Origin of the sequence: Acidovorax sp. HMWF018 (assembly GCF_003061035.1) — a bacterium.
Classification (GTDB): domain Bacteria; phylum Pseudomonadota; class Gammaproteobacteria; order Burkholderiales; family Burkholderiaceae_C; genus Acidovorax; species Acidovorax delafieldii.
This window is the reverse complement of record NZ_QAIM01000556.1, coordinates 17,066-35,733: the sequence shown is the minus strand read 5'-3', so window position 1 is coordinate 35,733 and position 18,668 is coordinate 17,066. Positions and strand designations below refer to the sequence as shown.

The window sequence follows — 18,668 nt, the reverse complement described above, 5'->3', positions numbered from 1 at the left end:
AAAGGTGCGCGCTAGGCCCTGTGCCGCCACGTCGTGAACCGCCATGTCGCGCACGTTGTGCCCGGCCAGGGATATCTCGCCTTTCTTGGGGCGGTAGAACCCGCTCAGGCAGTTCATCAGAGAAGACTTTCCCGCTCCGTTCGGCCCGATGATTGCCAGCAGCTCGTCCTTGCGCACATCAATCGAAACATCATTCAGCGCCACAACTCCACCGAACTGCAGCAGCAGATTCTGGGCTGTCAGCACCACGCCTTCCCGCTGGCTTTGAATGGCTGCATTCATTGGTACCTCCACTCTGAATTCTTGGCTTTGTCCATCGAATTTCCTTCATAAGACCTTTGCAGGGTCTACGCATCCATTTGCGGGAATGCTCGCAGCGATCAATGGACCACGACTAACAACGGACACCCGCATCCAGGCTGATCGTGGTGGCATTCAAATAGGCGTTTTCCACAACGTGCCGAACCAGTCCACCGAACTCTTGTGCCTGCCCCATGCGATGAGGAAAGAGGATGACGTTGTCAATAATGTTTTGCGACACCTTCGTTGGCATGCCTGCAGACATGGCGGTCTCAAACAGACCAGGCGCCACGGCCACCACTCGGATTCCGTGTTGCGCAAGATCCCGCGCCACCGGAAGCGTCATTCCAATGACCGCCGCTTTGCTGGCGCTATATGCGGCCTGGCCCACTTGACCCTGCCACGCAGCACCAGATGACGTGTTCACGATGACCCCCCGTTCACCGTCGACATTGGGCTCGTTCTGCGACATGGCCAACGACGCATAGCGCACCACGTTGAATGTCCCGGTCAGGTTGATGGCGATCACCCGGTTCCAAAGATCCATCGGGAATAACTCGCCCTTTGAAAGCGTCTTGCAGGGACCCAGAATTCCCGCGCAATTTACCGCCACATGCAGCGCACCAAATTCCGCCACTGCCGCGTCTACGCCAGCCTTCACACTGGCCTCGTCCGAAACATCAACCTTCTGGATTCGCACGCGCTCGCCCATCGGCAGCACCTCGCTCGCAAGGCGCTCTTCGTCCAGATCAACCGCCATGACGCTCGCTCCGGCCGCAAGCAATGCCTTGCAAGTGGCGAGCCCCAGGCCTGAAGCAGCTCCTGTGACGAAGGCAATGGTATTTTTGACATCCATACTGTTTCTCTTGTCTCTTATTGAGTGCAGCGCTCAGCGCGCCAAGATGGTGATACAGGCAACAGCTTCTTCAATGCCCTCAAGACCGCCACCGTTTTCTGCCAGCGCAATCCTTGCGTCAGTCACCTGCCGCAGTCCGGCTTCCCCGCGAAGCTGAGTTACCAACTCATGGACTTGGGCAATACCGGTGGCCCCAACAGGGTGCCCCTTAGACTCCAGGCCGCCGGACGGATTAACGGGAATGCGGCCACCAATCCGGGTATCACCCCGCTCGGCAATCACACCGCCCATGCCGAACTCACAGAAACCGAGGTTTTCTGTCTGAATGATTTCACCCATGGCCGTGGCATCGTGCACCTCGGCCACCGAGATATCTGCTGGGCCAACACCTGCCAGTTCATATGCCCTGCGCGAAGCCAGTGCTGTGCAGTGGTTGGTGTAGTCGTCTTCGCTCCGGTCGGAACCGCTTTGCACTACTGCCGCCAACACCTTGATGGCACGCTTTTCATCGATGTTCAAGCGCATAAGCGCCGAGCGTGTGCAAATGATGGCTGCTGCTGCGCCATCAGACACCGGGGAGCACATGGGCAGAGTCAATGGGTAGGTGATCGGCGGCGCGGCGAGCACCTCTTCGATGCTGTAAGCCATCCGGTACTGCGACAGCGGGTTGTGCATGGAGTGCGCGTGGTTCTTGGATGAAACGGCGGCTAACTGGCGCTGCGTCGTCCCGAAAGTGCGCATGTGCGATCGTGCAAACGCCGCATACACGTCCATGAAAACGCTGTACGGCCTGGGTGAGGTACTCCCCTCGGGCACCGCCACGTCGCGCCCCATCTTCATCAACTCCCCACGAATCTCTTCTGCACGCGAGAGATCCCAGGCACTGTCAAACACCGAGAACATCTTGAGCTTGTCGGATGAGAACATCTTCTCTGCACCAACAGCCAAAGCGACATCGCCAGCACCCGACTTGAGGTGATTGCAGGCTAGAACGAACGCCGACGAGCCGCTTGCACAAGCGTTTTCGACGTTCACCACCGGAATGCGCCCAATCCCCATGGCCCGCAGCGCAATTTGCCCACGAATCATGTGCTGGCCATCCATATGCCCCTGGGAAGTGTTCCCAAAAAAGGCCGCTTCCAAGTCTTCTTTTTCCAATCCCGCGTCCGCCAAAGCAGCCGCCGTGGCCTCGCGTGTGAGCGCCTTGATGTCTTTGTCCAGATGCCGTCCGAATGGCGTCATCCCCACACCAACCACATAGATATCTTCCATCGCATTTCTCCGTGGCGGATCTTCTTGATCCATGAAAGTCAAATAAATTACTTTGCGTAAGATGTTTTTACTGTACAGTAAAATTCTCAACTGCTTGCCAGGGATTACCCTTGGTATCACATTCGCGGCTCAGCAAAGCGGCAGGAATCGCATGCCCCGCGCAGTCTCAATATCGCCCTGCTCAGTCACGCTGTACAAACCACGAGCCACGTTGTGGGGATGAGCGGCGGCTTCGGCCATGGTGAGCACCGGCGCAAAGCAACTGTCAGTGCCTTCCATCAGTGCATTCCAGTACGTACTAGGTTGGGAAGCAAAGCGCTGCGCAATCCGCGCCTTGAGAGACGGCCACAAAGTCTTGTCCATTTGCCGTGCGGGGTCGACATCCGTCAGCTGCAATTGCGTCAACAGCAATGCATAGAACTGTGGCTCGATTGCACCGACCGTGATGTATCGCCCATCGCTGCACAGATAGCGGTCGTAGAAGGGTGAGTCATGGAAGACACTGGGTTCGCTGCCTTCCAATCCGCCACCTTGACGAATCAGTTGCACGAGCGGCGACAGCATTGCCAACACATCAATGATGGCGCCGTCAACCACGCAGCCCTGGCCCTTATCCCGCGCGCCTAGCAACGCCGACACCATGCCAAATGCAAACCCGAGGGCGCCGGCAGCATCCCCAACCACTGTGGGTGGAAGCATGGGAGGGTGTCCCGGTTGCTCGGTGATCGACATGAGCCCAGTGAGAGCGACATAGTTCATGTCGTGCCCGGCGGCCTGAGCCAGCGGCCCATCCTGCCCCCAGCCCGTCATGCGCCCATACACAAGCCGCGGGTTGTATTCACCACATACATCGGGACCCAAACCCAGGCGCTCCATCACACCCGGGCGGTTGCCCTCAATCAACCCGTCGCTTTGCGCGACCATGTCCAGCGCCCGCGCCTTGTCCTCGTCGTTCTTGAGATTCAATGTGACGCGTCGTTTGCCGCGCGACAAGAGCGCCCCGTCCTTCGGAGTGAGCTCATCAGGCAATGCGCTCGCACCTGGCCGCCCGACCACAGTAACGTCAGCGCCCATCTGCATCAACATGAACCCAGCTAAGGGCCCTGGGCCGATCCCCTCGAACTCGACGATCTTGATACCCGATAGCGGGAACATGAGCGGGCTGCTCTTACTTCGCATGAAGAACTCCATTTGTTTAATTGTTTTACTTTAGGGTAGAATTTTTAACCTATGGGTAATGGAAAACCCCATGTCCCTCAAAACAGAGGCAAAAGCAGAATCGATCCATGAACACGCAAGCCAGCAAGGAACCCCTGATGTCGACACCGGTTGTGATTACAGACGTACGAAAAGGCACCATGTGGATTCGCCTGAACCGACCTGATGCAATGAACTCGCTGACCCCGGCGGTGCTTCGGGGAATAGACCACGCACTCAACGAAGCACAGAGCCGCGGAGACGTGATATCCGTCGTATTGACGGGCACTGGACGGGCCTTCTGCGCGGGCGCCGACCTCAAGTACGTCAAGACGCAAGCGGGCGAAAGTGGCACCAGTGGCTTTCTGGACAGCGTACTGTCCACCATGAACCGGATTGACCGCTTTCCAAAACCCGTGATCGCCGCCCTGAACGGCATAACTCTGGCGGGCGGGCTCGAACTGGTGCTGTGCTGTGATCTAGTGCTGGCGGCAAGGAGCGCCAAAATTGGCGACGCACATGCCAACTACGGCCTGATCCCCGGAGGGGGGGGGTCGGTGCGCCTGCCGCGGGTCATTGGCCCCACACGCGCCAAGTACCTTCTCTTCACGGGTGACTTCGTGGACGCGGCAGATCTTGTGGAAGCGGGCCTCGTCAACCAAGTGGTGGACGACGACCAGCTCGAAAGCGTTGCACAAGCCGTGGCCGACAAAATTGCCACGAAGAGCCCCCTTGGCCTGCGCCGCATGAAAACGCTGGTCGACGATGGTTTGCAACAGCCTCTAGACACCGCCCTGCGATTGGAGCTTCTGGCCTCTGAAGTGCATTCCCACAGCGCCGATCTCCACGAAGGCCTGGCCGCATTCAACGAAAAACGCACCCCGCGCTTCACGGGCCACTAGGACGGCAACGCCATGCATACGTTACCCACCACCGATCGATTCAGACTACTGCGTGCTTCGCAGCAATTCGCCTACGACCGCGCCCCGGCCATCCGCGCGGTCTATCAGCTTGCAATGATGACGCCGCAGGATCTCCAAGGCCCTGCCGACCTTGCACGGCTCGCCGTCACAAGTAAGGATTCACTGCTTGATAAGCAGCGCCAGTCACCGCCATTCGGTGGGTTTCTCGCTGCCGACGACACATCTATCCGCCGCATTTATGTCTCCCCAGGCCCCGTCTATGAACCCCATTCTTTCGACGAAGACACTGGCAAGGGCTTCTCGCATGTGTTCAGGCAGGCGGGAATCGGCCCCGGTGACCGTGTACTCAACACCTGGTCCTACCATCTTGTTCCAGCCGGCCTATTGCTAGATGCGGGCATTGCTGCCACCGGGGCGACGCTCATTCCCTGCGGGCCCGGCGGCGCCGAGCAACAAGCGCAGCTCATCATGGAACTGGGCATCACCTGCATTTGCTCCTCCACCTCCTTCTTCGTGACCTTGGTCGAAACGCTTGAGCGCATGGGCTACGACCTGCCTTCTCAATGGAAGGTCCGCTCCGCAATGCTGGGCGGCGAACTGGGTGACTGGATGGGCAAGCGCCGCGCATTGGAGCAGAAATACGCAATCCGCACGTTCTCGGCTTATGCCACCGGCGACTTCGGGCTGATTGCTTACGAGGAACTAGGACAACTGGGCTACACGGTCCAGCCTGACCGGCTCGTCCAGATCTGCGACCCGCACACCGGCGCACCCCTTCCGCCGGGCGAACCCGGCCAGATAGTGGTCACCACGCTGGACAGCGGTTGGCCTCTGGTCCGCTTTGGCACAGGCGATGTGGCGCAAGCGCTGGCCCATTCCCCGGATGGTCTCGTCGAACGAATCAGTTTGTTGCAAGGCCGAGTGGGCCAAGGTGTCAAAGTACGCGAAATTTTCATCTATCCACGCAACGTGGAAGAGCTGATCATCCGGATCCCGGCTATAGAACGTGCCCAGATCATCGTTGAAAAAAAGCAGCATCGGGAAACTGCAACCTTGCGCGCGGTGCTAACGCCAGGGGCTTCTCACTACGCCACGCAAAGCGATTTGATCGAAGTGTTCAGGCAATTGACCCGCCTGAGGCTCGACTCAGTCGAGTGGGTAATCCAAGAAGATATGCCCATTGACGCACCCTTGCTGGTTGACAACAAGCAGTGAAATTCTAAAAAGCCATTGGTCTGATGCACCTAGTGGCTATACCGTCGCTTACCTCATGAAACGATAGCAATGATTGAACTCGCAGCCAATCCACTTATTTATCCATTCAAGCCACCATCGTCACGACACTGGGTCGAGATCGCCCCGGGCGTACGCTGGATCCGACTGTCGATGCCATTCCGACTCGACCACATCAATGTATGGGCCATAGATACCCATGATGGCTGGGTGCTGGTAGATACCGGCCTGAATAACCCCGACACCGTGGCCGACTGGCTGGCCCTCATGGCGCACGGGCCGCTGGCACGGCCACTCCAAGGCGTTTTCGCCACACACATGCACCCAGACCACATCGGCTTGGCTGGTTGGTTCACGCGTCGCTTTGGTGTGCCGCTGCACATGAGCCGGCTGGAGTACCTGACCTGCCGCGTGATGCATGCCGACACGAACCGCGAAGCCCCGCCCGACGGCGTGCTCTTCAATAGATGCGCCGGCTGGTCGGAGGCAGCCATTGAAAGCTACCGCAGTCGCTTCGGCAGCTTTGGTAAACATATCCACGCTCTGCCTGACAGCTACCGACGGTTGCAGGACGGCGACCACGTCCAGTTGGGTAAATATGGCTGGCGGATCATCACCACCGGCGGCCACTCACCAGAACATGCCTCTCTGTACTGCCCCGACTTGAAACTGCTGATCTCCGGCGACCAGGTGCTACCGAAGATTTCGTCGAATGTTTCGGTGTTCGCCAGCGAGCCACAGGCCAATCCGCTGAAGGAGTGGTACGAAGGGCTCGACAAACTAATGAGGGATGTTCCCAACGATGTGTTGGTACTCCCCTCTCACAACGAGCCCTTTTATGGACTGCATGAACGCCTTGACTCGCTCAGGTCAGGCCAAAATAGTGCACTGAATCGGTTACGTCAGACATTGACTACCGGGCCTCAACGGATCATCGATACGTTCGCTGCACTCTTTCATCGCTCCATCGGAGAACAGGATGCGCAGCAACTGAGCCTGGCAACAGGTGAGGCAGTTGCTTGCATAAACTTTCTCATCGCACAGGCCACCATAGAAGTCACGATGGACGAAAACGGGGTCGCGTGGCACTCAACAAGATATTGACATTGAAGTGCCGCCCTACGCTCTATGGTGAATCGACCCGGTTGATCTAGACGCCGTCGAGCCTCGAACCGAAGCCCATTGGCAGGTGCAACGGTGTTTCGGCGGCAATCTGCGGAAATCTGACCGAGAAGTCCCCTGAATTTTTATTCGTTTGAGCGACCGTTTTGAGTCGTTATGCACAGTGCGCCGTTATGAGTAGCCCGGTGGGTGTGAACCGCCCCGGGGCGGTTCACCATGCCCATCCGGGATTGGAAAGCTGCCCTGACCCGATTTACCATTCAGTTCGGAGACCGCATCTCCATCAACTGTATGCGTCCGGCCAACCCATCTTGAATCGGATGAATGGGCTGTGATGCAACCAACATAAACTGCTATGTGTCGCATCCCGGACGATCATAGGGTCGCTTGTGGAACAGGTGCGGGTGCTCCTGATACCAATCCTTCATGGCTTGCATCGGCGTCTTGCTCTTGAGTGCTGACTGCGGCAGCTGGTGGTTGTACAAAACCACATAGCGCAGCAAGGTCTGCTCCATGTCCTCGCGGCTGTTGAACCGGTGGGTCTTGAGCACATCGGCAATGCGGCCATTGAATCGTTCGACCATGCCATTGGTTCTCGGTGTTCTGGGCTTGGTCAACCGGTGTTCGATACTCAGTTCTTGGCACAACTGGTCGAACTCATGGTTGCCGCTGGGCTCGCGCTCCCTGCTGGCAAACAGGCGGTCCGTGAACTCCTTGCCGTTGTCGGTCAGCAGCTTGGTGATCCTGATCGGACAGGCCTTGTGCAATGCCCTCAGAAAGGCCCGTGCACTGGCGGCTGTCTTGTTGGCCTTGAGTTGTACGAACACCCATCGCGTGGCCCGGTCGATGGCCACAAACAGGTAGCGCCGTTGCGATTCGTCCTGCATCTGGGGCAGGTACTTCACGTCCATGTGCACATAGCCAGGCTCGTAGCTCTTGAACGCCTTGTGCACAGGCTGTGGCTCCTGGGGCTTGAGGGCGTTGAGGTTGCCCGCCCCATGGCGGCGCAGGCACCGGTCCAGGCCCGAGTGACCTTGCCCCTGTTTCGTGTAGTTCTTAACCCACGATTCACGCGGCCTTTTTACGCTGTGCCTCGTACCAGCGCTGCTCGTATTTCTTGAGCTGCTTCAGCTGTCGCAGCTACACCGTGGTCGGCACCAGTGAAGACCTGCACCGCCTCTTCAGCTTCTACTGGTTCCTGGAAGCCGAGAGCAGGAACACGAGGTCCCGCGAATGGGCTGAATACTTCACGCTCATACGCACTCAAATTGACCTGTTCACCATGGACAAATTCGATGAGGAACTGGTGACCCAGTCCAGAGAGGCCGCCCGCAGCAAGCCTCTGAAATTCTGGAGTCGGTACCGCATCTCGGGAGGCGCACTTGCCTAGCCACGCACAACCATCGATGGCCCCGGCAACCGCCCCTGACGGCGCGCCAGCTGACCTGGTCGTCAGCTCTGCGCCGGGCCCGGCCGGCGCCACCCAAGTCCTGAGCCGTTACCGCGACGACGTGTGGGAGCTGTGGCCCTACTTCGAGCAGTCGAACCTGACCCCCAGCAGCAAGCGCATCGACTGGGCAAACGTTCCTGAGCAATTCAGGCCCGACACCGCAGATCCGGACCGTGTCCGGCCTGCATTGGGCCGGCCGGATGAAAGGCTTTGCCGCCTACGCCGGCGTTGATTGGCGCCTCTCGCCTCACCAACTGCGCCGGGCGTACGCCTGGACCTTCGTGCGGCATCGCCTGGGAAATGTCCTCTTCCTCAAGGAGCAGTTCAAACACTCGAGCATCGAGATGACGCAGCTGTATGCGGCGAACCCTATGCAAGATGACGCGCTGTTTGAAGACCTGTTCACGGAGATCAGTGCCCGAAAAGTCGAGCTGATCGAAGGCTGGCTCCACGCGGATACGCCCCTGGCGGGGCGCGCCGGCCAGCGAATCGTGAGCATGCGGGCCCACGACTTCCCTAGCCGCGAAACTCTCATCGAGGAGACGGCCGATTGGATCAATATCCGCAGCACCGGCCATTCGTACTGCTTGGCCCAGGATGATGGCTGTGGCGGGGCCGGTCTGTATGAGCCGTGGCGGTGCGGCGCCTGCAATGACTCTGTGATCGACAGTTCCCAGCGGATCGCGTGGCAGGCAATACACGCCCACCAACTGGAGCTCCAAGTGGAGGCCCGCGAGTTGGGACCGGCAGCGGTCCAGCGCGTGCAACGAGACCTCCACCGGGTCGAAGACGTCTTGAAGCAGCTGGGGCCGGGGATCGAACCGCTATGAAAGCCAGATGGGACCGACGCCAGGCGCCCGAAGAGGTTCGCGGGCGCAATCGAGACACAACGACCGCCGATCTGTGGGAGGCTCTGGCACGCCTGCAGCGTGCCGAGGCCGTTCCGACGATCACAGCCCTAGCGGTCGAGGTCGGCGTCACTCCAGCGTTGATTCACAACCGCTACCCGGATGTCGCGAAGGAGGTTCGCCGCCTGAGCGGCCGAGAGCCCGGCGCAAGCGAGGACAGCCTCAAGGCGGCGCTCAAACGCGAACAGGAGACTGCCCGTGATTTGCGCGCCGAGAACTTGGACCTGCGCAAGCAGCTTCAGGCCATGGCCTCGGTGAACGAAGCGCTGCGGCAGGAGGTCAGGATTCTGCATGCGACCGGCCACGCGAAGGTCGTGAGCTTCGTGCCCGGGGCACCGACACGCTAGTCGAATAGGGAAGCTGTTTGAGGAACGGCCTTAGCCGGCGCTCGCTCGACCGGCTCGCCGGTGGCTGCCAGGCGCTCAGGCGGACAAGCCTGCATGAAGTCCATCGAGCCTTCGGCGGGCGCGTCCAGCCAGGCGTCGTACTGGGATTCGTCCAGCAGGACGACCATACGCTTCTCTTCGCCTGGGCGGTGATAGTTGCACATGACGGGATGGGAGTCGGCGTTGACCGTCATGAGCGTGAAGGTATGAACGCGCTCTCCTGCAGGCGAATGCCAAGTGTTCCATAGCCCGGCGATCGCCAAGGGGCTGCCGTCGGCCGCGCTGATACGTGTGGGCACGTGCACGTTCGAGCGCCAGTCTGGCTCGTAGATGGCCTCAGCCGGGACAATGCAGTGCTGGGCCTTCTTCCAAGCGGCCTGGAACGGCCTCGCGGTGGCAACTGTTTCGGAGCGGGCGTTGTACGTCAGCTTCACCTTGCGCATATCGGTGGCCCAGAAAGGGATCAGGCCGAACCGCGCGACAACGGCCTCGCGCTCAGGAACCGCCTCGTCGCCCGATTCGAGCTCGGGCGGGCGCCTCACGATGGGCGCAAAGCGTCCTGGAAAGACATCTCGATCGAGAACATCCAAGCCGCTGTCGCGGATGGCTCGAAAGAATTCGCGCAGCCGCGCTGCGTCAAGAACCGAGTGGTAACGAGCGCACATTCTTTGAATTCTGCTTGGCCGCGCGCTCAAGTCCACCCAGGATGCCGCAGTTGACCGCGGCACGGCCAACCGAGCAGCTGCGGTGCAGTGAGCGCAATTCGGCTTCCAACGCCTTCAGCTCCCGGATGCGGACCACGACCTGCTCGATGTGACTTGCAATCAGCTCATCCACGACGCCGCAATTCTCGGAAGGAGCGTCTTTGAAGTGCAGCAGCGTGCGGATCTCAGCCAGCGTCATGTCCAGGCTGCGGCAGTGCCGAATGAAGGCGAGCCGCTGGGCGTGCTCAGCCGTGTAGCTGCGGTAGTTCCCCTCGGTCCGGGCGGGGGACGGCAGCAGTCCCTCGCGCTCGTAGAAGCGGACCGTTTCGGGAAGCGTATTGGTGGCCTTGGCCAGGTCGCCGATCTTCATGGATGAGCCGCCCTTGCAGCGGGCTTGACTTTGTAGTTGCTAGAGGGTTTCCAATTATGCAGTCCGAGGAATACCCATGAGCGCCACCACAAAATTCGAAAGTACCTTTGCCGTTCCGAAGATGGATTGCCCGTCCGAGGAGAACATGATCAAGATGGCCTTGCAAAGCGTCGAAGGCGTGCAGTCGCTCACCTTCGACCTGCCGGGCCGAAAGCTGGTGGCCGTGCATCGCGCGCCGGTCGCCGAGGTGTTGCAGCGTCTCGAACCGCTGGGCTTGGGCGCGAAGCTGGTGCATTCGGCCGCGGTAGACGATAGCGCCGCCGGCAGCTTCAAGAGCACCTTCCATGTCCCGAAGATGGATTGCCCATCGGAAGAGAACATGATCAAGTTGGCCCTGCAAGACGTTCCCGGGGTGAAATCCCTGTCCTTCGACTTGGCCAACCGCAAGCTGACCGCAGTGCATGGCGCTCCGGTGGCGCAGGTCCTGCAACGCCTGGAGCCGTTGGGTCTGGGCGCCAAGCTGCTGGAATCGGACGCGGTCATGGGTGACGACGATGAAATCGACCCGCCTGACAATGCGGCCGAGGCCAGGCTGCTATGGATACTGCTCTCGATCAATGCGGCCATGTTCGTGATCGAGATCGTGATGGGCTTCATCGCTCAATCGACCGGGCTCATCGCCGACTCGCTCGACATGTTCGCCGACGCTGCGGTGTATGGGCTGTCCCTGTTTGCCGTCGGCCGAGCAGCTGCCCTTAAGACGCGTGCGGCTCACACGGCGGGCTGGTTGCAACTGGCGCTTGCGCTCATGGCACTCAGCGAGGTCGTTCGACGCTTCATCGCCGGGAGCGAACCTGTCTCGGGCCTGATGATGGGGATGGGCCTGGTGGCCCTGATCGCCAACGTCATCTGCCTGGTCTTGATATCCAAGAAGCGGGATGCCGGTGCGCACATGAAGGCAAGCTACATCTTCTCGGCCAACGACGTGATCGCCAATGCGGGCGTGATCCTGGCTGGCTTCCTGGTGGCCATGACCGGATCCAACTACCCTGATCTGGTCATCGGCACCGTGGTGGGTCTGATCGTCTTGAACGGTGCCCGGCGCATCCTGAGTCTCAAATGACGAACCTGACAGCCATAGACGATCGGCAGCGCGGGGCAGCATTTGCTCACCTCGTGGAGCGGGCGAGATCCCGAGGACCTGACCGGTGGAAGGTCCTGGAGGCCGCGCACGTGCTTGGCCAAGAGCGCTTCTGGCTTCATCTGCGGAGTCATTGGTACATGCTGGCCCTGGCCGCGCGTGAGCGTGACGTGCGGGAAGCCGCGGGCCAGCTGTTTAGGATCCTGCTGGTGCCGCTTGGCCACCTCTCGGGCAGGCTGCCGCTTGGCAACCCTGGCCGGGCCACGGTCAGTGCCTTCGCGCCAATGCTGTGAGACCGGAACTCGCTGAAATTCTGTCCGCGTCAATAGCACTCACGGCCGAGCACGGTGCGGCAACGCGCTGAATCCAACCACGGCCCTGCGATCTGGTCTAACCAACAAGAACGATGAAGTATGTCAACCGACCAGCTCGCTGGTATTGCCTTGCGCTTGTAGTCTTTGCCGCAGACCAGACTGCCAAGACCTGGATTCATCTGACCACCCTGCTCGGCTGGTCGCGCGAGGTCGCACCGTTCTTCAGCCTGGTCCACGTACTGAACCCCGGCGCGGCCTTCAGCTTCCTGGCCGGCACCGGCGGATGGCAACGCTGGTTCTTCCTGGCCATCGCCCTGGGCGCGTCGGCCTGGCTCGCTTGGCTGCTCGCCAAGCCGGTGCGCAGCCTCGAGGGCTTGGCTTATAGCCTCATCCTGGGCGGCGCCCTGGGCAATGCCTTCGACCGGGCTGTGCGCGGGTCCGTGATTGACTATCTGGACTTCCACCTGCACGGCTGGCACTGGCCGGCATTCAACATCGCCGACATGGCCATCGTTGGTGGCGCCGTTGGTCTCATTGCATCGTCAGTTCTGGGGCACCGCGAGGCAAACACATCCTCTCGAAGGCACACGTAACTGTTGCCGCTTAGCAGTCCCGACAACAAGGGAGCCCCCCAACCCGCGCGTGCAGGCGTGCTCTGCTGTGCGAAACTTCCTGATGACCAAAGGAATCATCGCGCTTGACGCTGACGGAGTCCTCCTGGACTACGGCTTGGCCTATGCCAGCGCTTGGCAGAAGGCGTTCGGCACGTACCCTGGCGAGCGCGATCCGCTCGCCTACTGGCCCATCGACAGATGGGAAGTGGAGCGAGTTGAAGGGGATAGGCTTGATCTGCTTCGGCGGGCCTTCGACAACGAGTTCTGGTCATCGATCCCGCCGGTTCCAGGAGCGATTGAGGCGTGCCACAAGCTCGCCGCGGCGGGCTACGAACTGGTATGCGTCACGGCCTTGCCTGCGGAATTCAGGGCAGCTCGCGAGCACAACCTGAGACTGCACGGATTCCCGATTCACCTGGTCCACGCCACCGACAACGTGGCAACGGCCGCGAGCCCTAAGGCCGACACGCTCAACTCCCTAAAGCCGATCGCCTTCGTCGACGACTACTTGCCGTACTTCGTGGGCGTCGATGCCGCGATCCATCGCGCATTGATTTTGCGTGGGATTACCGGGTCGCCCAACGCGGGCGACCTGTTGGTACACACGGATTCGCATCACGCCGACCTTCTTGCGTTTGCGAATTGGTGGTCGCAGCGCGCTGGTGATAAGTGCCGGTAACAGTTACTGCTGTTGAGAAACCATGATCTCGCAGAACTGCGATGAAGTGCCGGTGCTCAACCTGATGCACAGGCCTGACCCCAAGCGCGCGCCGGACATGCAGGACAAACGTACGGTGGTTCCGCTGGAAAAGGGGGACTGGGACACTTGGCTGCACGGCACCATCGAACGGGCAGAGTCGCTGATCAAGGTGCCACCGGTGGAGCTGTTTGTGCACAGGGCGAAGGATCCGGCGCAGCAAGTCGAGTTACCTGTTGAGTCAGCATGACGCATGCGTGCAACAGCCGGTACTTGCGCCGACTGGACGCAGCGATATAAATTATTGGTTGTCCGGGCTAACGCGAACCCGGCCGCGTCCGGGTTACCTGGCGCATAGCCGAGTGGTGCGATGCCCCGGCGCCCGACCTGTCCGGATATCGGCAACGGGAGTAGCTTCAACACTACCCCTGCTGCCAAATGAACAAGCTGGCCAAACTCCGTATCCAGTCCGCGATCGCCCAACAGGGCTGCTGCTTTTACTGCGGGCTAAAAATGATTGAGCCCACGCTTCCTGAACTTTCGCAATCAAGCGCGCCCACACGGTGGCGTAAGTTCCTTCGGTGCACTGCAGAGCATCTCACTGCGCGCCAACAGCAAGGCCGCGATGTAGCGCCCAACATCGTCGCCGCCTGCTGGTGGTGCAATTCCCGTCGGCACAGGGGACGTGAGGAGAAAGCGCCAGATTCATTGAGATATCGGCAGCGCGTGCAAAGCTTGATGAAAAAGGGGTGCTGGCACCCAGCAGGCAGGCTAGTTGTTGATTTACACGCAAACCATAGCCGGTGAAAATTAACCCAGAATTGCTTATTCAGTTTCAGGCTGATTGCGGCGATCCAAATCAAGGCCATCAGCAACTGCTAGCTGGCTGCACCAGTCACCAGGTGAATCCAACTACTTCCCTGGACGCTTGTTCGCGAGATCTGGCTGGCGCACATGACAGAACTGACCTTGCCCCTGTTTCGTGTAGCTCTTATTGATCCGCCCCCTGTGAACTTGACTCAAGCAGCGTAGCGAACCGGGGCGTGGTCGAAGTACTTTCGAATGCGCTCGGGCTGACGTTGCACGCTGCGCAAGTGTTTGGCCGTGGCCTTCACCAACTGCATCTTCGTGCGCGCCGGGGCCAGCTTGGTCACCGCCTGTTTGATGTCTGCATTGGCCATCTCATCGGGGTTCAACTCCGGGCTGTAGCTCGGTAGGTAGAACACCTCGATGGCGTCAGCGTGCTCTGCCAGCCTGGCCTTGACCGGCTTGGCGTGGTGCACCCGCAGGTTGTCCAGGATCAGGAACAGCTTCCTGCTCTGGCCCTTGATCAGTCGGCGCAGGAAGTCGATCAGAATCGTGGTGTTGAGCGCCCCGTCAAAGCTGCTCCAGCGCATCTGGCCCTTGTTGGTCACGGTGGAGATCACCGACAGGCCATGGCGCTTGTTGTTGACCCGCACCACCGGTGTCTGGCCCTTGGGCGCGAAGCTCCTGCCGCGCACGTCGTCGCTGCGCAGCCCGCTCTCGTCGCCCCAGTGAATCTCGGCTCCTTCAGCCTTGGCGCGTGCGGCGATGACCGGGTAGTCCTCATCGAGCCATTTCTTGACCGCCGCTGGCGACTGCTCGTAAGCCTTCTTCATAGGCTTTTGTGGTGTGAAGCCCCAGCGGGCCAGGTACTTGCCCATGGTGCGCACTTGCAGCCGGATGCCAAAGCGCTGCTCAATGAGTTGGGCCACTGCCGCGCGGGTCCACAGCGCATAGGGCATCTTGAGCTGATCTGGCGTCTTGTCGGCAATGAGCTTTCGCACCAGGGCCTCCTGGTCGGCATCGAGCAAGCGGTTTTCTCCGAACTTGCGTCCGCCAATGGTGTCGTGCAGAGCCTTGGCGCCGTGTGCCGCATGGCGCCTGCAGATGTTGAAGACGCCCGTGCGGCTCAGACCCGTGAGCGCTGCAATCTCGTCGTAGGTATTACCGGCTTTACGCAGTCGGATGACCTGCACGCGGCGCTCGTGCCGCGCTTCGCGGCTCAGCGATCTCATGTCGGTTGCTTGCATGAATCTGAGTTGAGGGCGGTACAGATAATTTCAAATGCACAAAGGCCTGGTCAATAACCCACGGTTCACGCGGCCTTTTTACGCTGTGCCTCGTACCAGCGCTGCTCGTACTGCATCGGGCTGAGGTAAAAACTCCAGTTTTCAGGGGCAACCTCAGTCCAGCAAGTACAGCCTGGGCTGGATTCCATTCAAGGCTCGGGCGTTGCAATACAAGGCTCCAGGAGCTGGATACGGGGCTTGTCCATGGGGATGAGGACGGCGTCGTAATGCATCGCTTTACAGAATCTATAGTTAACTGAATTTTTAGGGCTCATTCTATAGTCTAGTATTCATCGCGAGCGATAGATGGCTATACTTATCTAAAGATTCGTTGTTTTTTCTTTAGTTTACTTATGAAAACCGTTGGTCAGTTCGCTGCTGCACTGTCAGCCGCCAAGCAAGAGCAGGGGGTGACCCTGGCGGCGCTGGCAACCAACACGGGGCTCACGCCACTGGCCGTGCGGCAGATCCTCGATGGCAAAGTCTCCCCGCGCATCAGCAATGCCATGGCGCTGGCGTCCGAGCTGGGCCTTGAGCTGGTTCTGATGCCCAAGACGGCTGCTGCATCGTTCGAATCCAAAGGGGGGGAGCGCACCTTGCTGAGTCCGCTGGAACGGCAGCTGGGAGCGCCATCCATTGGAATCGTGGGTGACCAGAATTCGGAAGTGAAGGAGGGCCGATGAAATACCGCGCGCTGGATGTGTACCTTGGGGAGGGTAGACGCCAGTGGCGCAGCGCGGCAGAAAGCGATCAGCCAAGGCGCAATTAAGCTGTATTTAAAAGCAGGCTGTATGTTTATACTGCGCTACTGGTAGTGTATTGACACTGGTTGATACCCATATATAGTGTTTCATAGCACTCGCCATCGCGGAGTGCTAGAAACAACCAGTTATCCCCAATGCCCCACAATGTGCGCAAGCCCTTTCAGATTCTCGCCCTCTCTGGTGGAGGCTTCCGAGGGCTGTACACCGCAAAAGTCATAGCGGATGTCGAGAAAGAGATCGAAGCGCCGCTTGCATCGCGTTTCGATCTGATCACAGGTACTTCAATCGGTGGGATCCTGGCGTTGGCACTTGCCCTTGAGATTCCGGCGCAAGATATCGTAGACCTGTTTGTCGACCACGGGGAGGAGATTTTCGACAAGCGCTGGTCACTCTTCGGATTCTGGCGGTCGCCTTATTCACCGGAGCCGCTGAAGAAGCTACTGTCTGACTCCAAGCTATTTGGCGACCGGCTCTTGGGTGCATGCAAACACCCTGTCATCATCCCGAGTCTGAATTACTCTACCGGTGAACCGGTAGTTTTCAAGACGCCGCATCATGTCGATTTCAAGCGGGATCGCCATTTCACCATCGTAGACGTCGCGATGGCCACCAGCGCAGCCCCGGCGTACTTCCCAAGACACTGCTTCAACAACAGCCAGTATGTCGATGGCGGCTTATACGCCAATGCCCCCGGGCTCCTTGGTTTGCATGAGGCCCACAAGTTCTTCGGCCAGGACATCGACAACGTCCGCCTGATGGCGGTCGGCACGATGTCGTCGCGCTTCACTGTGGACCCCAGACAAGACCGGCAAGGTGGGGTCCGAGACTGGGGCGGCGGGTGGCCGATCAAGATGTCCCGGCGTCTCTTCGGCCTCTCCATTTCGGCGCAGGAGGTCTTGAGCGATTTCATGCTGACGCACCGCCTGGGAAAACACTACTGCCATGTAGACGACGAACTTCACGACGAACGTGCCCGTGCTGTTGCATTGGACATTGCAGACAAAAACGCCCGCGAAGTTCTGCTGAGCGCAGCTACCCAACGCTCCAAAGTTTGCATCAGCAAGCCGGAATTCCAAACCTTTTTGGAGCATTCGCCCTCCAAACCGATCTTCTTCCACGGCGAGAACGCACGCACCTGAGGCCCAAGAAACATGCTCAAACTCAACCGCCTGCTCTTCGCTACTGCCGAAGAAGTGTTCATCAACAGTATCGAACCTACCAAGGACCAGCGCCGGGTGCTGGTTGAAGCCAAGAACGAGATCCGCGATCACTTGAGGCCACGAATCCGAGAAGCGACGATCAAGGCGCTGGGCATGGACAAGGCCGTCACCCCGCGTTTCCGGACACAAGGCTCGTGGTCGTACCAAACCTGCGTGCAGCCAGCCTGGCATCCGCCCCAGGAAATGGACTGGGACTTCGGTGTCTACCTGCCAGTGTCTGTGTGGGAGGAAAGTGGGCCTCCGCACGCCATGGCCCAGCTCTACTTCAAACTGGTCGAAGGCCTCTTGAAGGATCTTTGCAAAGAAAAGGGCTGGAAGCTGTACAGCGGCAAGGACACATGCATTCGGGTGCAGATAAATGCCTGGGCGCATATCGATATCCCGTTGTACGCGGCGCCGGAAGCACAGTTTGCGCAAATCGTCGAGAAACGCGTGTTCGATGCGGCCGCGAAATCGGACGCACGTGAAGCGCTCGCCGCAGAATTTGCAGAAGAGGATTTCACCCTGCAGCAGTGGGAGGACATGGTCGACATCATGATGGCGACGCGCTCGGGCGAATGGAAACCGTCGGACCCCGAAGAGGTATCTCGGTGGTTCCTTGACCGTGTCGAGGAGCACACCGAGCAACTGCAGCGCGTGTGCCGTTACCTGAAGGCCTGGCGTGACCTGCACTGGAAGGCCGGCGACGGCCCCACTTCAGTGTGCATCATGATCGCCGTGGCGCAAGCCTTCGAACCCAAGCGTGGGCGCGACGACGTGGCGCTTGAGAGATCCGCACGGGCGTTGTCGATCGCGCTGAAGGGCAACGTGCACGAGCCCGCTATCGCAGAAGGCAAGGAAGATTTCAACAAGCGCCTGGATGCCAATGGCCGCCAACACGCATCGACCCTTGCTGCAACACTGGCTTCCCAGATCCAGGCAGCCAGAATGAAAGCATCGCACTTGGCCGGTGACGCGATCGATATCCTCCGAGCACAGTTGGGCAGCCGCGTGCCCTACCGGACGGACCTGGTTGAGCCGGACAGCGGCGACGACGTCGTCCGGCTGGTCGGCGCAGATCGGGTATCTCGCCCAGTAGTGAATTCGACAAGCGCAGGCTGAGCA

The 18,668-nt window shown here is 59.6% G+C and carries 22 protein-coding genes and 1 pseudogene; 15 read left to right on the top strand and 8 right to left on the bottom strand.

What is annotated here, in order from left to right:
- The 4 genes from DBR23_RS23755 to DBR23_RS23740 form a co-directional block, all read right to left on the bottom strand.
- On the bottom strand, nucleotides 1-282 hold a 282-nt coding region (locus tag DBR23_RS23755; protein ID WP_146191428.1), incomplete at its 3' end, for an ATP-binding cassette domain-containing protein.
- 112 nt (nucleotides 283-394) lie between these two features.
- Nucleotides 395-1,156 (bottom strand): SDR family NAD(P)-dependent oxidoreductase, encoded by a 762-nt coding sequence (locus DBR23_RS23750; protein ID WP_056642823.1) that lies wholly within the window; start codon nucleotides 1,154-1,156, stop codon nucleotides 395-397.
- A gap of 33 nt (nucleotides 1,157-1,189) precedes the next feature.
- Nucleotides 1,190-2,428 (bottom strand): thiolase family protein, encoded by a 1,239-nt coding sequence (locus tag DBR23_RS23745; protein WP_056642825.1) that lies wholly within the window; start codon nucleotides 2,426-2,428, stop codon nucleotides 1,190-1,192.
- A 129-nt stretch (nucleotides 2,429-2,557) separates the two neighbouring features.
- Nucleotides 2,558-3,619, bottom strand: a complete 1,062-nt coding sequence (locus DBR23_RS23740) for a CaiB/BaiF CoA-transferase family protein (RefSeq protein ID WP_231940634.1) — start codon at nucleotides 3,617-3,619, stop codon at nucleotides 2,558-2,560.
- Nucleotides 3,620-3,714: 95 nt separating this feature from the next.
- Here DBR23_RS23740 and DBR23_RS23735 point away from each other — a divergent pair, with 95 nt between their 5' ends.
- The 3 genes from DBR23_RS23735 to DBR23_RS23725 all read left to right on the top strand — a co-directional run bounded on the left by DBR23_RS23735 (nucleotide 3,715) and on the right by DBR23_RS23725 (nucleotide 6,885).
- Nucleotides 3,715-4,527 (top strand): enoyl-CoA hydratase/isomerase family protein, encoded by an 813-nt coding sequence (locus tag DBR23_RS23735; RefSeq protein ID WP_231940633.1) that lies wholly within the window; start codon nucleotides 3,715-3,717, stop codon nucleotides 4,525-4,527.
- Between the two features lie 12 nt (nucleotides 4,528-4,539).
- Nucleotides 4,540-5,763 carry a phenylacetate--CoA ligase family protein gene (locus DBR23_RS23730; RefSeq protein ID WP_056642827.1) on the top strand — a complete coding sequence of 408 codons (1,224 nt, stop codon included), beginning with the start codon at nucleotides 4,540-4,542 and terminating at the stop codon, nucleotides 5,761-5,763.
- 69 nt (nucleotides 5,764-5,832) lie between these two features.
- Nucleotides 5,833-6,885: an MBL fold metallo-hydrolase gene (locus DBR23_RS23725; RefSeq protein WP_056642830.1), complete on the top strand. Its 1,053-nt coding sequence runs from the start codon at nucleotides 5,833-5,835 to the stop codon at nucleotides 6,883-6,885.
- Between the two features lie 371 nt (nucleotides 6,886-7,256).
- On the opposite strand, the pseudogene DBR23_RS23720 reads toward DBR23_RS23725, so the two are convergent.
- Nucleotides 7,257-7,931 (bottom strand): annotated as a pseudogene (locus DBR23_RS23720) (DDE-type integrase/transposase/recombinase); the annotation flags it as partial.
- Nucleotides 7,932-8,050: 119 nt separating this feature from the next.
- On the opposite strand from DBR23_RS23720, the gene DBR23_RS23715 reads away from it, so the two are divergent.
- From DBR23_RS23715 to DBR23_RS23705, 3 genes are all read left to right on the top strand, one after another.
- Nucleotides 8,051-8,293 carry a hypothetical protein gene (locus tag DBR23_RS23715; protein WP_056642833.1) on the top strand — a complete coding sequence of 81 codons (243 nt, stop codon included), beginning with the start codon at nucleotides 8,051-8,053 and terminating at the stop codon, nucleotides 8,291-8,293.
- Between the two features lie 233 nt (nucleotides 8,294-8,526).
- Nucleotides 8,527-9,183, top strand: coding sequence for a tyrosine-type recombinase/integrase (locus DBR23_RS23710; protein WP_108499779.1), 657 nt, complete (start codon nucleotides 8,527-8,529; stop codon nucleotides 9,181-9,183).
- A complete protein-coding gene (locus DBR23_RS23705) occupies nucleotides 9,180-9,608 on the top strand; it encodes a hypothetical protein (RefSeq protein ID WP_020228498.1) in 429 nt (142 codons plus the stop codon). Before DBR23_RS23710 ends, DBR23_RS23705 begins: the two co-directional genes overlap by 4 nt.
- Here DBR23_RS23705 and DBR23_RS23700 read toward each other — a convergent pair.
- Nucleotides 9,605-10,312, bottom strand: a complete 708-nt coding sequence (locus tag DBR23_RS23700; protein WP_082564899.1) for an SOS response-associated peptidase — start codon at nucleotides 10,310-10,312, stop codon at nucleotides 9,605-9,607. The genes DBR23_RS23705 and DBR23_RS23700 overlap by 4 nt on opposite strands.
- Complete coding sequence (cadR, locus tag DBR23_RS23695; protein WP_020228496.1) at nucleotides 10,284-10,721, bottom strand: Cd(II)/Pb(II)-responsive transcriptional regulator; 438 nt, start codon at nucleotides 10,719-10,721, stop codon at nucleotides 10,284-10,286. The genes DBR23_RS23700 and cadR overlap by 29 nt, the downstream gene beginning before the upstream one ends.
- A gap of 76 nt (nucleotides 10,722-10,797) precedes the next feature.
- On the opposite strand from cadR, the gene DBR23_RS23690 reads away from it, so the two are divergent.
- The 6 genes from DBR23_RS23690 to DBR23_RS32365 all read left to right on the top strand — a co-directional run bounded on the left by DBR23_RS23690 (nucleotide 10,798) and on the right by DBR23_RS32365 (nucleotide 14,294).
- Nucleotides 10,798-11,844: a cation transporter gene (locus tag DBR23_RS23690; protein ID WP_056642836.1), complete on the top strand. Its 1,047-nt coding sequence runs from the start codon at nucleotides 10,798-10,800 to the stop codon at nucleotides 11,842-11,844.
- The gene (locus DBR23_RS23685) at nucleotides 11,841-12,155 is read left to right on the top strand and encodes a DUF3703 domain-containing protein (RefSeq protein WP_020228494.1); all 315 of its coding nucleotides are present in this window, start codon (nucleotides 11,841-11,843) and stop codon (nucleotides 12,153-12,155) included. The genes DBR23_RS23690 and DBR23_RS23685 overlap by 4 nt, the downstream gene beginning before the upstream one ends.
- Nucleotides 12,156-12,268: 113 nt before the next feature.
- Complete coding sequence (gene lspA / locus DBR23_RS23680; RefSeq protein ID WP_020228493.1) at nucleotides 12,269-12,769, top strand: signal peptidase II; 501 nt, start codon at nucleotides 12,269-12,271, stop codon at nucleotides 12,767-12,769.
- An 82-nt stretch (nucleotides 12,770-12,851) separates the two neighbouring features.
- Nucleotides 12,852-13,469, top strand: coding sequence for a hypothetical protein (locus DBR23_RS23675; RefSeq protein WP_020228492.1), 618 nt, complete (start codon nucleotides 12,852-12,854; stop codon nucleotides 13,467-13,469).
- A gap of 22 nt (nucleotides 13,470-13,491) precedes the next feature.
- A complete protein-coding gene (locus tag DBR23_RS23670) occupies nucleotides 13,492-13,737 on the top strand; it encodes a hypothetical protein (protein WP_199227788.1) in 246 nt (81 codons plus the stop codon).
- Between the two features lie 188 nt (nucleotides 13,738-13,925).
- Entirely contained in the window at nucleotides 13,926-14,294 is a 369-nt protein-coding gene (locus DBR23_RS32365; protein WP_082564900.1) for an HNH endonuclease, read from the top strand.
- Between the two features lie 212 nt (nucleotides 14,295-14,506).
- On the opposite strand, the gene DBR23_RS23660 is transcribed toward DBR23_RS32365, so the two are convergent.
- Nucleotides 14,507-15,541 (bottom strand): IS630 family transposase, encoded by a 1,035-nt coding sequence (locus tag DBR23_RS23660; RefSeq protein ID WP_056642839.1) that lies wholly within the window; start codon nucleotides 15,539-15,541, stop codon nucleotides 14,507-14,509.
- Between the two features lie 392 nt (nucleotides 15,542-15,933).
- Here DBR23_RS23660 and DBR23_RS23655 point away from each other — a divergent pair, with 392 nt between their 5' ends.
- The 3 genes from DBR23_RS23655 to DBR23_RS23645 all read left to right on the top strand — a co-directional run bounded on the left by DBR23_RS23655 (nucleotide 15,934) and on the right by DBR23_RS23645 (nucleotide 18,665).
- Nucleotides 15,934-16,263, top strand: a complete 330-nt coding sequence (locus DBR23_RS23655; protein WP_056642842.1) for a helix-turn-helix transcriptional regulator — start codon at nucleotides 15,934-15,936, stop codon at nucleotides 16,261-16,263.
- A gap of 227 nt (nucleotides 16,264-16,490) precedes the next feature.
- The gene (locus tag DBR23_RS23650; RefSeq protein WP_233250703.1) at nucleotides 16,491-17,483 is read left to right on the top strand and encodes a CBASS cGAMP-activated phospholipase; all 993 of its coding nucleotides are present in this window, start codon (nucleotides 16,491-16,493) and stop codon (nucleotides 17,481-17,483) included.
- Between the two features lie 12 nt (nucleotides 17,484-17,495).
- Nucleotides 17,496-18,665, top strand: coding sequence for a cyclic GMP-AMP synthase DncV-like nucleotidyltransferase (locus tag DBR23_RS23645; RefSeq protein ID WP_056642848.1), 1,170 nt, complete (start codon nucleotides 17,496-17,498; stop codon nucleotides 18,663-18,665).
- The last annotated feature ends 3 nt before the right edge of the window (nucleotides 18,666-18,668 follow it).

Bases quoted from the DNA above. Each gene is read 5' to 3' on its own strand.
- DBR23_RS23750 (WP_056642823.1), bottom strand. From the start codon at position 1,156: ATGGATGTCAAAAATACCATTGCCTTCGTCACAGGAGCTGCTTCAGGC.
- DBR23_RS23740 (WP_231940634.1), bottom strand. From the start codon at position 3,619: ATGGAGTTCTTCATGCGAAGTAAGAGCAGCCCGCTCATGTTCCCGCTA.
- lspA (WP_020228493.1), top strand. From the start codon at position 12,269: ATGAAGTATGTCAACCGACCAGCTCGCTGGTATTGCCTTGCGCTTGTA.
- cadR (WP_020228496.1), bottom strand. From the start codon at position 10,721: ATGAAGATCGGCGACCTGGCCAAGGCCACCAATACGCTTCCCGAAACG.
- DBR23_RS23700 (WP_082564899.1), bottom strand. From the start codon at position 10,312: ATGTGCGCTCGTTACCACTCGGTTCTTGACGCAGCGCGGCTGCGCGAA.
- DBR23_RS23735 (WP_231940633.1), top strand. From the start codon at position 3,715: ATGAACACGCAAGCCAGCAAGGAACCCCTGATGTCGACACCGGTTGTG.
- DBR23_RS23730 (WP_056642827.1), top strand. From the start codon at position 4,540: ATGCATACGTTACCCACCACCGATCGATTCAGACTACTGCGTGCTTCG.
- DBR23_RS23660 (WP_056642839.1), bottom strand. From the start codon at position 15,541: ATGCAAGCAACCGACATGAGATCGCTGAGCCGCGAAGCGCGGCACGAG.
- DBR23_RS23675 (WP_020228492.1), top strand. From the start codon at position 12,852: ATGACCAAAGGAATCATCGCGCTTGACGCTGACGGAGTCCTCCTGGAC.
- DBR23_RS23745 (WP_056642825.1), bottom strand. From the start codon at position 2,428: ATGGAAGATATCTATGTGGTTGGTGTGGGGATGACGCCATTCGGACGG.
- DBR23_RS23685 (WP_020228494.1), top strand. From the start codon at position 11,841: ATGACGAACCTGACAGCCATAGACGATCGGCAGCGCGGGGCAGCATTT.
- DBR23_RS23705 (WP_020228498.1), top strand. From the start codon at position 9,180: ATGAAAGCCAGATGGGACCGACGCCAGGCGCCCGAAGAGGTTCGCGGG.
- DBR23_RS23655 (WP_056642842.1), top strand. From the start codon at position 15,934: ATGAAAACCGTTGGTCAGTTCGCTGCTGCACTGTCAGCCGCCAAGCAA.
- DBR23_RS23690 (WP_056642836.1), top strand. From the start codon at position 10,798: ATGAGCGCCACCACAAAATTCGAAAGTACCTTTGCCGTTCCGAAGATG.
- DBR23_RS32365 (WP_082564900.1), top strand. From the start codon at position 13,926: ATGAACAAGCTGGCCAAACTCCGTATCCAGTCCGCGATCGCCCAACAG.
- DBR23_RS23670 (WP_199227788.1), top strand. From the start codon at position 13,492: ATGATCTCGCAGAACTGCGATGAAGTGCCGGTGCTCAACCTGATGCAC.
- DBR23_RS23725 (WP_056642830.1), top strand. From the start codon at position 5,833: ATGATTGAACTCGCAGCCAATCCACTTATTTATCCATTCAAGCCACCA.
- DBR23_RS23645 (WP_056642848.1), top strand. From the start codon at position 17,496: ATGCTCAAACTCAACCGCCTGCTCTTCGCTACTGCCGAAGAAGTGTTC.